Source organism: uncultured Eubacterium sp. (assembly GCF_934295145.1).
In the GTDB taxonomy this organism is placed as follows: Bacteria; Bacillota; Clostridia; order Lachnospirales; family Lachnospiraceae; genus Eubacterium_I.
The window spans coordinates 1-12,901 of record NZ_CAKRAS010000070.1; the positions used below are offsets into that span (position 1 = coordinate 1).

At 41.8% G+C, this 12,901-nt stretch carries 13 protein-coding genes; 9 read left to right on the top strand and 4 right to left on the bottom strand.

Going from position 1 to position 12,901, the window contains the following annotated elements:
• Nucleotides 1-146: 146 nt before the first annotated feature.
• Both Q0I54_RS11730 and Q0I54_RS11735 read right to left on the bottom strand, forming a co-directional pair.
• Nucleotides 147-1,505, bottom strand: a complete 1,359-nt coding sequence (locus Q0I54_RS11730; RefSeq protein WP_296118840.1) for an MFS transporter — start codon at nt 1,503-1,505, stop codon at nt 147-149.
• A 159-nt stretch (nt 1,506-1,664) separates the two neighbouring features.
• A complete protein-coding gene (locus tag Q0I54_RS11735; protein WP_296118841.1) occupies nt 1,665-2,474 on the bottom strand; it encodes a TetR/AcrR family transcriptional regulator in 810 nt (269 codons plus the stop codon).
• Nucleotides 2,475-3,307: 833 nt separating this feature from the next.
• On the opposite strand from Q0I54_RS11735, the gene Q0I54_RS11740 reads away from it, so the two are divergent.
• The 9 genes from Q0I54_RS11740 to atpC all read left to right on the top strand — a co-directional run bounded on the left by Q0I54_RS11740 (nt 3,308) and on the right by atpC (nt 10,464).
• On the top strand, nt 3,308-3,814 hold the full coding sequence (locus Q0I54_RS11740) for a DUF2798 domain-containing protein (RefSeq protein WP_296118842.1): 507 nt from the start codon (nt 3,308-3,310) through the stop codon (nt 3,812-3,814).
• 294 nt (nt 3,815-4,108) lie between these two features.
• Nucleotides 4,109-4,816, top strand: a complete 708-nt coding sequence (locus Q0I54_RS11745) for a F0F1 ATP synthase subunit A (RefSeq protein ID WP_296118843.1) — start codon at nt 4,109-4,111, stop codon at nt 4,814-4,816.
• Between the two features lie 101 nt (nt 4,817-4,917).
• A complete protein-coding gene (gene atpE, locus Q0I54_RS11750) occupies nt 4,918-5,142 on the top strand; it encodes an ATP synthase F0 subunit C (protein WP_333491094.1) in 225 nt (74 codons plus the stop codon).
• 44 nt (nt 5,143-5,186) lie between these two features.
• Complete coding sequence (gene atpF / locus Q0I54_RS11755) at nt 5,187-5,687, top strand: F0F1 ATP synthase subunit B (protein WP_022035296.1); 501 nt, start codon at nt 5,187-5,189, stop codon at nt 5,685-5,687.
• Nucleotides 5,668-6,192 carry an ATP synthase F1 subunit delta gene (gene atpH, locus Q0I54_RS11760; protein WP_296118844.1) on the top strand — a complete coding sequence of 175 codons (525 nt, stop codon included), beginning with the start codon at nt 5,668-5,670 and terminating at the stop codon, nt 6,190-6,192. Before atpF ends, atpH begins: the two co-directional genes overlap by 20 nt.
• A 47-nt stretch (nt 6,193-6,239) precedes the next feature.
• Nucleotides 6,240-7,739 carry a F0F1 ATP synthase subunit alpha gene (gene atpA / locus Q0I54_RS11765; protein ID WP_296118846.1) on the top strand — a complete coding sequence of 500 codons (1,500 nt, stop codon included), beginning with the start codon at nt 6,240-6,242 and terminating at the stop codon, nt 7,737-7,739.
• A 10-nt stretch (nt 7,740-7,749) separates the two neighbouring features.
• Nucleotides 7,750-8,631, top strand: a complete 882-nt coding sequence (gene atpG, locus Q0I54_RS11770) for an ATP synthase F1 subunit gamma (protein WP_296118847.1) — start codon at nt 7,750-7,752, stop codon at nt 8,629-8,631.
• Between the two features lie 15 nt (nt 8,632-8,646).
• On the top strand, nt 8,647-10,038 hold the full coding sequence (atpD, locus tag Q0I54_RS11775) for a F0F1 ATP synthase subunit beta (protein WP_296118849.1): 1,392 nt from the start codon (nt 8,647-8,649) through the stop codon (nt 10,036-10,038).
• 12 nt (nt 10,039-10,050) lie between these two features.
• Nucleotides 10,051-10,464 carry an ATP synthase F1 subunit epsilon gene (gene atpC, locus Q0I54_RS11780; RefSeq protein WP_296118851.1) on the top strand — a complete coding sequence of 138 codons (414 nt, stop codon included), beginning with the start codon at nt 10,051-10,053 and terminating at the stop codon, nt 10,462-10,464.
• A 691-nt stretch (nt 10,465-11,155) separates the two neighbouring features.
• Here atpC and Q0I54_RS11785 read toward each other — a convergent pair.
• Entirely contained in the window at nt 11,156-11,827 is a 672-nt protein-coding gene (locus Q0I54_RS11785; RefSeq protein ID WP_154314945.1) for a helix-turn-helix domain-containing protein, read from the bottom strand.
• 166 nt (nt 11,828-11,993) lie between these two features.
• On the bottom strand, nt 11,994-12,901 hold a 908-nt coding region (locus Q0I54_RS11790; protein WP_296118853.1), incomplete at its 5' end, for a PocR ligand-binding domain-containing protein.

Here is a 12,901-nt window from a genome sequence, read left to right on the forward strand (position 1 = left end):
CAACTGGAGTTGGATGCGATCGCGCATATCACATTGGAAGATTCGACAACGTTTATTCATCCGCGAACAGGTGCAAGGGCATTGAAATACAAATACCCGATTCCGGAAACGAACGGTGCAAAAAGTATTTATGTCGTATATAAGAATTAAGGGTTTTTTTGGCTGATTGTCAGAGTTAGGAATATGCCGACGATGGAAAATCCAACCATAGTTGCGAAAGCTACATGGATACCGGTTATGCTTAAAGAAGCCGGTGCGGATGCAATCGTTGCGATCACGACGAGAATCGTGGAAAATAATGATCCACTCATCTGACGCAGGGAATTTAAGATTGCCATGCCGTATGGTTTGTCTTCCAGCTTCAGATTCTGTACAGCCAGAGCGGTACTAGGTGTCATGAGGAAAGTCATTCCCATGCAGCGGGACGCGTAGGCGATCGCAATCGGAAGAATGCCAACGGTTTCCATGTAAAACACGAAAGGCAGATTTCCGGCGAGCATGAAAAACATCCCGATCAGGCAGATGCGTTTTGCTCCATAACGGTCTTTTAATTTGCCGGAATACGGACTGAATGCGGCAATCAGCAGGGAACCCGGAAGCAGGATCAGTCCGGAAACAGTTGCACTGTAAGGGCAGATAGACTGGTTGAACAGCGGAACCAGAATCGTGCCGGCCATATTCATAACATAGGCGATTCCAAGAAGAATCGTACCCATCATAAGAGAACGGTCACGCAGCAGTGAGAGCTTCAGTAATGGAGCCTTGCTGTTGTTTTGGCGTTTTACAAAAACTGCCAGACTGATGATACCAATCGCAAATGTCAGAAATACTTTTGCACTTAAAAATACACCTGACTTCAAGAATGTAACTGCCAGCATAAAAGTGGAAAATCCGAGGGTGTATAAAATAACGGAAATGCCATCCAGTGACAGATTTTGTCGTTCTCCGATACTCTGCAATGAGAACTGTCCCAACAGCATAATGATGCAGGTAAAGATGATCAGGAACACGAAAATACTTCTCCAGCCAAAGGCATCTACTAACAGACCGGATAAGGTCGGACCGACGGCCGGTGCAAAGCCGACGATGATTCCGGTAAGCCCCAGAGCCTGTCCCTGATGTTCCGGCGGATAAAGATAAAGTACTGCAGTTTGCAGCAGTGGAATCAATGGTCCCGCACCGCAGGCCTGAATGATTCGCCCTGCAAGCAGCAGCGGAAAGTTCGGTGCGCAAAGTGACAGGACGCAGCCTGCCAGAAAAATGGCCAGTGACACCTGCACCAGAAGTTTTGTTTCGAATTTATAAAATAAAAATGCAGTCAGGGCAGTGATGACGCCCATCACTAATATGTAGCTTGTGGTCAGCCATTGTCCAATTGCAGCAGAAATTCCGAAGTCCTCCAGAATCGACGGCAGAGCGGAAGTCAGCAGGTTCTGGCTTAAGGAACCGATAAAACCGGCAGCCATCAGGACAAAGACCACGATCTTATTTTTGGTAGAAATCACAATATGTCTGATCCTCCTTTGTATGAAAATAAATTATTTTTTATAAGGACTATAAGTATTTACGCTATTCTTTAAAAGGAAAAGCTTATTTTGAAAAACGTTATTTATCAAAGAATTGAAAATATAATGTAATATCATATCCAATATCTGTTAAAAAAGCTAAGCATTATTTGTATGTTGTTTTTCCTGTAAATGAACAAGTGAAATGAAATATTCAACGGTGGCATCAAAGCTTTCCAGGGTAGAATACTTCTGATGCGCCAGATATCCGGCGGCAGCCAGGCTGATATATCCGTGGATCATACTCCGGAACATGCGGTTCAGATGAATGGAGTCTGCGTCACTAAGTTTGTATTGATTCAATGCAATACGAATCGGTTCTACGGAATGCCATGCTGCATTCGGGCGTTGGAACTGTTGAACATGTCTGAAGTAATAATCATCCTCTACTAAGCCATATTCGCGTTGGATGGCAGCTAATGATGGATCAATAGTTTGTGTTTTCATATTCTGTTTTTTATTGTCTGATTGCTCTGTCGGTTTTGCATTGGTCAGAGATTGAGCAATAGCAAAGGATCTTGGTGAAGAATAGTTGTTAGAATCAGATTTTGAAGCAGTATCATTTGTAAGGTCATTTTGTTCGATGGTCGGGAGTGATAATATTACCTGATATAAATGTGGATGCTGTTTTGCATATTCTAACTGCGTATGTGCCAGTGCACGAATCATGTCATCCGGGGAGCTGTCTTTCATAGCATTGATCGATCGTTGATAAAGATCCAGCTCAATTTTGAGGGCGAGTTCTTTTTGGAGTTGTTTGATACTAGAAAAATAATTGTACAGAGAAGGCGTTTTGATACCGAGTTCTTTTGCCAGATCATGCAGGGAAAATTTATCAAATCCTTTTTCCTCTACTAACTGCAGTGCAGTATCTAAAATGAATCCATAAGGTAATCCTGTTCGTGCCATATAAACAATCCTTTCTTAAAAATGGTGTTAGGCTATAATCCTAAAAACGTACAAATGAAAAGTAGACTAATAGTATTAGGTTTGTAAAAACAAAAATAAATAAAAAATGGGCTAATAGCGTTAGGTATTGAAAGTAAGAAAAATAGTAAAAAGTAAGCTAATAATATTAGTTTGAAAAATGTGTATAAACAGTATAAGTTTTGTAAAAAGATGTCAAATATATTAGTCTTATAAAATTTAAAACATGAATAATGTATTAACTAATGGTATTAGTACAAATTGAATTGGTATATAAATATAGGAATAGGCTAACAGTATTAGTTAAAATAAAAATAGTGTTATAAAAATACGAATAAACTAACGGTGTTAGTTTATGAAAATCATATATAAAATAGACAGATTTGTCAAGAAAAAATAGAGTTGTGACAGTTTATAATGAGGTTAATATTTGTAGTATTCAACATGTAATGAGGATATTAATGAGTGCGGACGAATCAATGTTTTATAGTAATGAATAATTGTTAAAAATGCGCAGAGGTTTTCGGATTCAGAAAATGTCTCTGCGCGATTTGCTGAATTTGAAAAAAATTCTTACGAAGAAAATTTTTTCGTGGTAAGATAATACTGCTGAAAGAAAGCACAATAGGATTCCAGTCATAGTAAATGCTGATGCAGATATGGGACTGTGGAATGTATTTGTATTGATCATTTTAAACAGGAATCCTGAATAAAATTGGTATATTATAATTGGAAACGTACATTCTCCCGGAATGCTAACGAACAACACACATTTTAGATGTAAAGTTGTTTGTCAGCAGGAAAGGAGATTTTTTATGCCAAAAACAAAATTACAAAATGTATTTTTTACCATTCTCATGGTGGCAGTCATGGTTTATGGAATGGTTTGTTACAACGTTGCATTGGCGCAGGGAGAGATGACGAATCAGGTATTCCTCCTTGCCCTGGGAGAACTTCCAATTATGGGAGTGATTGCATTTGTTGTGGAACTTTTATTTGTGGAGAGAATTGTAAAGCGTATTGCATTTCAGTGTGTAGATCCGCAGAATATCCCCCAGATTTTGCTGATCATACTGATTTCATCCCTGACAGTAGCATTTATGTGTCCGATTATGAGTTTTTTCGCATCTATATTGTTCGGATTTAAAGGAACAGACATGTTGCTTGGTAACTGGTTACAGACTGCAGCGCGGAATTTCCCTATGGCACTGTTTTGGCAGTTGTTCTATGCAGGTCCATTTGCAAGATTCGTTTTTCGTAAGGCGGGCAAAATTGCCGAAAATAGAAGCAAAAAAGTACATAATCAGGAAATAATCTGTTAAACGAAAATTTGTCAATCGTGATTTTGCCGAAAAAATGTTTTTGCTGAAAAACAATTTAGGAAATTTTGCCGATTGCAAAATCTGGAAATTGTATTAATATGAATACACGAAAAGACCAACGGGGGTAAGGAGTTTTTAAAGCAACCGTGGCCTTTTATTTTTCCAACATAATGGTAGTACCAATTATGAAAAAACAGCATCAATTAGGAGATGCAACAACGATGCTGAAATTGTGATGATTGGGAAAACTGTTTCAGGAGAAATCAAAAAACAGAAGAAAGAGAAAAGAAGGAGGTGACCGCTACGAACGGACTGGTAGATGAGTTGATCGACCAATTGAGTGTCAAGACGGTGTTCACGATACCCATTTTTGGTGGAATCAAAATCGCGGAATCAGTTGTCGTTATGTGGATCATTATGGCAGTAGTCATAGTGGCATCGATTTTCCTGACACGTAATTTAAGTGTGGAGAATCCGGGAAAGAGACAATTGTTTCTGGAAGTGTGTATCGGAAAATTCTACGGATTTTTCGAAGGGCTGCTCGGAGAGGAAGGAAAGTGTTATATTCCTTATCTGATGAGCGTCGGTCTGTTTATCGGTATTGCAAATGTAATTGGCTTATTTGGATTTAAGCCTCCGACAAAGGACCTGAATTGTACGATCGCTCTTGCGTTGATGAGTATCATACTGGTGGAAGCCGCCGGTATCCGGGCGAAAGGTGTGAAGAAGTGGGCGAAAGGATTTACACAGCCTGTCGCGATCATTACACCGATCAACATTCTGGAGATTTTTATCCGACCGTTTTCGTTATGTTTACGACTGTTCGGAAATGTACTCGGAGCGTTCGTTATCATGGAGCTGATCAAGGCGGTTGTGCCGATGGTGGTACCGCTGGTATTTAGTTTCTATTTTGATATTTTTGATGGATTGATCCAGGCATATGTATTTGTATTCCTGACATCGTTGTACATCAAGGAAGCCATTGAGTTGCAGGCGGAATAAAGGTCAATGTATTTTGACAGAAAACCTGTAAAGTAACATATCAGAAAGTCCTGTCAGAGATAAAATGTGACAGGCAGAATATGAAGTGAGAAAAGGAGATAATTATTATGATGATCGCACTCGGAGCTGGTATCGCAGCATTAGCAGGAATTGGAGCAGGTGTAGGTATTGGTATCGCAACAGGTAAAGCAGTAGATGCCGTAGCAAGACAGCCGGAAGCTGACAGCAAGATCAGCAAGAACTTATTACTTGGTTGTGCACTGGCAGAGGCAACTGCTATTTATGGTATGGTTGTCGCTATTCTGATCATTTTCCTTTGCAAATAAAAAACAAAGACGTGAGATTTTGTCTTTAGAAGGAGGATTTCAGGATGCTGAGAATTGATTCAAACCTTATATGGATCATTGTGAACCTGTTGATCTTCTATTTCCTGATCAGAAAGTTTCTGTTCAAACCGGTTTTAAATATCATCGAAAAGAGAAAACAGATGGTAGCGGAACAGTTTGAAAAAGCAGATACGGTAAATGCAGAGGCTTTAGAGTTGAAAACTCAGTATGAGGCATCTTTGCAGGGCGCAAAAGAGGAAGCAGTCCAGATTGTGGCAGATGCCAGAGAACGGGCAGATGTGCAGTACAAGCAGATTGTTTCTGATGCGGAAAAACGATCCGAAGCATTGCTTGAGAAAACAAATCAGGATATGGAAAAAGAACGTGACAGAGCACTTCAGAGTGTACAGAAAGAAATCAGTACGCTGGCTATGGCTGCAGCGATCAAGATTATCGGAGAGAATAGCAGTAAAGTCACGGATGAACAGCTTTACAATGAGTTTTTAAGTAAAACGGGTGACAAACATGACAGCAACAACGGCTAAATATGTAAAAGTTTTGTGGGAGCTGAATGCTCCGCTGGATGGTCTTGAAACTGCAGTACAGATTTATCGGGAGAGTCCCGAATTACAGCGGGTGCTGACAGACCCAAGTGTTTACAAAGAGGAAAAACATGCGGTGGTTGACCGCATTTTCCCGGAAAAAAAGTTACAGAATTTTATGAAGATTCTCTGTGATTATTCTGACGTGGAATATCTGGAAGAGATCGTGGAGGAATACAAAATGTATGCAAATGAACATCAGTCAATCGTAAACGCAACCTTACGTTATGTGACAGCACCGGATGATAATCAGCTGGAAGGAATTAAAAAATTCCTGATGGAAGAGTTTGATGCGCATCAGGTTGAGCTTGAGATGATCCGGGATGAGCGTCTGGTGGGAGGTTTTGTCCTCGCTGCCAATGGCCGTGAATGGGACTGGAGCATCAGCGGACGGATCCGCGGCATGCAGGAGCAGCTCGGTATGATTCAGAATCAGGCTGAATTATAACAGGCAGAGTTAAGAAGTAAAAGGTAAAAGAAAGAGGTGATAGGACAATGAGCGCTATCAGTTCACAGGATATTATTTCCATCCTGAAGGAAGAAATCGAGAATTACGATTTTGAAGCGAAGGATCGGGAAATTGGTCATGTCATCTGGGTTGGTGACGGAATTGCCACTGTCTATGGAATTGACCAGGCGATGTATGGTGAGATCGTTGTCTTTGAGAACGGCGTAAAAGGTATGGTACAGGATGTCAGAAGAAATGAGATCGGTGTCATTCTGTTTGGCCGTGATACAGGGATCAAGGAAGGAACCAAAGTAACAAGAACCAAAAAGAAAGCCGGAATTCCGGTTGGAGATAAATTTGTCGGAAGAATCATCAATGCCTTGGGTGCTCCAATTGATGGTGAGGGTGATATCGAAGAAGATGATTATCGGCCGATTGAAAATGAAGCACCGGGCATCATAGATCGTAAATCTGTCAGCGTACCAATGGAGACAGGAATCCTTTCCATCGATTCTATGTTCCCAATCGGACGTGGACAGAGAGAGCTGATCATTGGTGACCGTCAGACAGGTAAGACATCTATTGCAACGGATGCAATGATAAACCAGAAGGGAAAAGATGTCATCTGTATTTATGTCGCAATTGGACAGAAAGCATCAACAATTGCAAAAATTGTATCCACATTGAAAAAACACGGTGCAATGGATTATTCCATCATCGTAGCCGCAACAGCCAGTGATCCGGCTCCGTTGCAGTATATTGCACCGTATGCGGGAACAGCCATGGCAGAGTATTTTATGTATCAGGGAAAAGATGTGCTCATCGTTTATGATGATTTGTCAAAACATGCGGTAGCTTACCGTGCATTGTCCCTGTTGCTGGAGCGTTCTCCGGGACGTGAGGCTTATCCTGGCGACGTTTTCTACCTGCATTCCAGACTGCTGGAGCGTTCCAGTCGTCTGAGTGACAAACTCGGCGGCGGTTCCATTACAGCCCTGCCGATCATTGAGACACAGGCAGGTGATGTATCCGCATACATTCCGACCAACGTAATTTCCATCACAGACGGTCAGATCTTCCTGGAGAGTAACTTATTCTTCTCCGGTATGAGACCGGCGGTAAACGTAGGTCTGTCTGTATCCCGTGTCGGTGGTGCCGCACAGACAAAAGCGATGAAAAAGGCAGCAGGAAGTATCCGTATCGATCTGGCCCAGTATCGTGAGATGGAAGTATTTACCCAGTTCAGTTCTGACCTGGATGATGATACAAAAGAGCAGTTACAATACGGAAAAGGCCTGATGGAACTGTTAAAACAGCCACTTTGCCAGCCACTTGGGATGGCAGAGCAGGTTATTACACTGTGGACCGCTACACACAAGATTTTCCTGAATGTGGAAGTTAAAAAGATCAAAGAGACCCAGAAGGGTATGCTGGAATATTTCAAAAATGCACATCCTGAGATCATCGAAGAGCTGAATGAAACAAAGACACTGACCGATGAACTTGGAGAGAAGATCCTCGCTGCCGCCAGGGAGTATGTAAAATAGGAGGTCTATCATGGCAAGTGCTAGAGAGATACAGAGCAGAATGCAAAGTATCAAAGATACGATGAAAATCACCAGTGCCATGTATATGATTTCTTCGTCAAAGATGCAAAAAGCAAAGAAAAGCCTGGCAGACACAGAACCGTTTTTCTTTGCACAGCAGAATGCGGTAGCGCGTTTTGTGAAGTCCGTTCCGGACACAAACAATATCTTTTTCGGAAGAGATATTCCGGATGATCAGAAAAAGCGCGGCTATCTGGTGATTACTGCTGACAAGGGTCTGGCAGGAGCTTATAACCACAACGTTTTGAAGCTTGCATCGGAGCAGCTGGAAAAGGGCAGACAGAACAAACTGTTTGTGGTTGGTGAGCTTGGACGACAGTATTTCATGAAAAAAGATGTAAATATTGACGGAGAATTCAGTTATACCGTGCAGAATCCAACCCTTTACAGGGCGCGTCACATCGGTTTGCAGCTGATTGATGAATATGTACGTGAGGAACTGGATGAGGTTTATATTATCTATACAAAAATGCTCAATGCGTTCAAAATGGAAGCAGATATGTTTCAACTGCTTCCGTTGCAGAGAGAAGAATATACACAAAAAAATCTGAAAGGATACAGTGAAAGAATGACCTTTCATCCTTCTGTGGAGTCTGTGCTGAATAGCCTGATTCCGAACGTAGTGTGTGGTTTTGTATATGGTGCACTGGTAGAATCTTATGCCAGTGAACATAATTCCAGAATGATGGCGATGCAGACTGCTACAGACAGCGCAAAGCAGATGCTCCACGATCTGGAAATTGAATACAATCGTGTGCGTCAGGCAGCGATCACTCAGGAGATCACTGAAGTTATCGCCGGTGCCAAGGCGCAGAAGAGCAAGAAAAAGTAAGAGAGGTGAAGCGATATGAATAAAGGAAAAATCGTTCAGGTCATGGGACCTGTTGTAGACGTAGAGTTTTCCGACCATAACCTTCCATGCATCAAAGATGCACTCGAAGTTGATAATAATGGGAAAAAATGTGTCATGGAAGTGGCACAGCATATTGGAAATGATACCGTAAGATGTATCATGCTTGCTTCCAGTGAAGGGCTTCATCGTGATATGGAAGTAACAGCAACCGGTGCCGGTATTACGGTTCCGGTAGGAAAAGCAACGCTGGGACGACTGTTCAATGTTCTGGGTGAGGCAATTGATGATGGAAAACCGGTGGAGGCAAAAGAAAACTGGTGTATCCACAGAGAGCCGCCATCATTTGAAGATCAGAGTCCGGTTGTTGAAGTTCTGGAGACTGGTATCAAAGTTATTGATCTTCTGGCTCCATATGCCAAAGGTGGTAAGATTGGTCTGTTCGGTGGTGCCGGTGTAGGAAAAACAGTCCTGATCCAGGAGCTGATCCGAAATATTGCAACAGAGCATGGTGGATATTCTATTTTTACCGGTGTCGGAGAGCGTTCCCGTGAGGGTAATGATCTCTGGACAGAGATGAAAGAATCCGGTGTTCTGGAGAAAACAGCCTTAGTGTTTGGACAGATGAATGAGCCGCCTGGAGCACGTATGCGTGTGGCTGAAACAGGCCTGACCATGGCAGAGTATTTCCGTGATAAAGAACATCAGGATGTATTGTTATTTATCGATAATATTTTCCGTTATGTACAGGCAGGTTCTGAAGTTTCCGCACTGCTTGGACGTATGCCTTCTGCGGTAGGTTATCAGCCGACACTGGCAAATGAAGTCGGTGAATTACAGGAGCGTATCGCTTCCACAAAAGAAGGTTCTGTTACATCTGTGCAGGCGATTTATGTGCCGGCGGATGACTTGACTGACCCGGCTCCGGCAACCACATTTGCCCATCTGGATGCAACAACGGTACTTTCCAGAAAAATCGTTGAGCAGGGTATTTATCCGGCTGTTGATCCGCTGGAGTCTAACTCACGTATTCTGGAGCCGGATATCGTCGGTGAGGAACATTATGAGGTCGCACGCCGTGTACAGGAAATTCTGCAAAGTTACAAAGAGTTACAGGATATTATCGCAATCCTTGGTATGGAAGAACTTTCAGAGGAGGATAAGATCACTGTATACCGTGCAAGAAAAATTCAGCGTTTCCTGTCACAGCCGTTCCATGTAGCTGAGACATTTACCGGAATCCCAGGTAAATACGTACCGTTGGAAGAGACAGTCAAAGGTTTCAGGAAGATCATTGATGGTGAGATGGATGAGTATCCGGAATGGGCATTTTTCAATGTGGGAACCATTGACGATGTCATAGAAAAAGCAAAGAACGGAAATCATTAGTGAGGTGTGACAATGAGTACATTTCATTTAAAAATTATCGCATATGATAAGATTTTTTATGATGCTGAGGCAGAATCAGTTGTATTACCTGCAATTGATGGTGAAGTTCAGCTCCTGAAAAATCATGAGGAATGTGTCGTTGCATTGAAAACGGGTGAGGTTCGTATCGGAACACCGGAAGGTGAAATGATTCCAGCAGTTTGCGGAAGTGGCTTTGCAGAAGTTACTTCTGACAATCAGGTGGAAATTCTGGTGGATACAATTGAACGTCCGGAGGAGATCGATGTACGTCGTGCAAAAGAGGCAAAAGAGCGTGCGGAAGAACGATTGCTTCAGCATAAGAGCCGGATGGAGTATTATCGCAATACAGCATCACTGGCAAGAGCGATGGCACGTTTGAAAGAAGCAAATAAATATCGCCACTAGGTGTGGTGAAAAGAACAAACTGAAAATGAAATCCAGACAGACACGGATGATTTTTTACCTCCGTTGTGCCGCTTATCTCCGCCTCCTTCCGTGAACTCGGCTGCAAAATCAGCAGCCTCAGACACACTCACGGAGGCGGGCTATGCTCACTTCGGTAACGAAAATCACCCTATCGTCTTGTCTTGGATTTCATTTTCAGTTTTGTTCCATTTATACGGTGGCTCCAGCCGTGCGTGCACATAAGTAATGTTAAAACATTCGTTTGTTTGTACGCAAAAATAATATGAATGAAATAAAACCCCCGAAGCTGGCACTTCGAGGGTTTTTGTATTCTAATGGAATACATACTTTTCTTACTCACCACTATAATAAACCTTTCCTTTGAAAAAATCAATATCTAAATGAACAATATTTTCAGTTGAATCGAACAAAGTTTCGTGCTATTATGTTATTGCTGTCGACTCTTTCCAGTAGGAAGGAGGTGAGCCTAATGGAATACATACTTGCTTTTCTTATCTCTGTATTGGCATCTATAGCGGGTTATTATATTTGCAAATGGTTAGACAGAGACAAACGGCAGCACTAGCCTGACGGTGTAGTTCTCCGGAATGAACTTTAGAACTCTGGAAACTGGCATTTTCAGAGTTCTTTTAAATACATGTATTGTACTGGTAAATTATGAAAATCAATTTTATAAATTATCAAATCCAATATAAACTTGATAGTATTCGCCCAAGGTGTCCCGGCCGTATTTGTATACGGAATAAAACGGAGCATGATAGATGACAGTTTCATCGCTGTATTCTACGGAATAGGCGAATCGTGGTGCCTGCCGGATATAGCATACACTGGCGAAGTCCAGCCAGATCATGCCAAACAGGATCGCAATAAAAATAATTATAGATTTCACTAATTTGCTTTTTTTGAGTAACTGGAAGATTCCAATGGTTACGATAATGGCTCCTAAAATGGCAAATTTTGCTGCCCAGCCGCTTTCACTTGGAAATACGGTAAATCCGGATAAAATCAGGAAGCATCCGAATGCTGACAGGATATATCCGGTCAGTTTTTTCATTTGTATATGTTTGTCTTCTGTGGCATATTGTGCCGCTTTCATTAAAGTGTCTTTCATTTCTACATTCATATTCTCGCTTTTCCTTTCTCCGTCGATGATTTCGCAGATATCAATATCATAAAAATCTGCAAGTTCAACTAATATAGACAGATCTGGTAAATTCGTTCCGGTTTCCCAGCGGGATACGGTTCGGTCAGATACGTTGAGCTGTTCTGCAAGCTGACTTTGTGTAAGTGTTTTTTCTTTTCTGAGTTCTTTTAAAAAAAGACCGATCTTTTTCTGATCCATGTTGTTGCTTTTGCCTCCTTTCAGGAAAAACCATAACAAAAAGTGCGTGAAATCACCACGACACAAAGCGAGAGTTAACGTAAATGGTAAATACAGTATGTGTGTCTAATACATAAAGTGCTATATACAGTGTATGTATTGCAAAAAAATATAGGATCACAGAAAATTATGTTTGCTGTGCTGTGCGATAGCTTCGTGCGGACATGCCATTTTCCTGCTTGAAAACCCGACAGAAATAGTTGTAGTCGGAAAATCCGCATTGTTCGGAAATGGTAGAAATTGGTAAATTTGTTTTGGTTAATAGTGTCTGCGCATGCTGCAGGCGCATTTTTTTTATATATTTTGCGATGCTGCAATGTAAAAATTCTTCTGAATATTCGTAGAGTTTGCGGCGGCTCAGATGCAAGTGTTCGCAAAGGCGGTCTACGGATAGATCTTCGGTCAGGTGGTTCAGAATATAAGTGTTGATGTTTTGTTCAAACTGTTGTTTTTCGATGGAAATCAGTTTTTTGTACAGGATGGAGGAAATACATGCTTCCATGATGCTTGCGGCGGCGTGAATCTGCGTGTCGGAGATACAGGGGATTGCGTTGGCATATTGTTTCCAATTGTCATATTCGACGAATTTGTTTGCTTCGTTTGTATCGGGTGAGGTTGAGTTAGCAATATTGGTTTCTGTGGTACTCAGGTGATATTTATGTAATGCATGTTCAATTAGTGACTGTAACTGCTTCGGGGAGTTTGCATTTGCAACCTGCCCCATCATAAGGTAGCCGATGGTAAATCCGTCGCTGACGATGGGGGCGGTGGCTTCGATCAAACCGGCATGACATTTGTAAATGACACATTCGCCGGATGCTTTTGCTGCTTCAAAGGAAGCACGGTCGGAAACGTCACAGAGGGCGGCTCCTTCCGGGGAAGTTTTGATATAATGGCAGAAACAGTTTTCTTTTGTCGGATAACTGAGGATCCATTCTCCTTCGGGATCGTAGAGGGTCAGTGTCAACTTTGTTAAGTCGTGGAAGTCCTGTAGAAGTTGATGCAGTTCTTTTTCATTATAGTTTAGTTTCATAG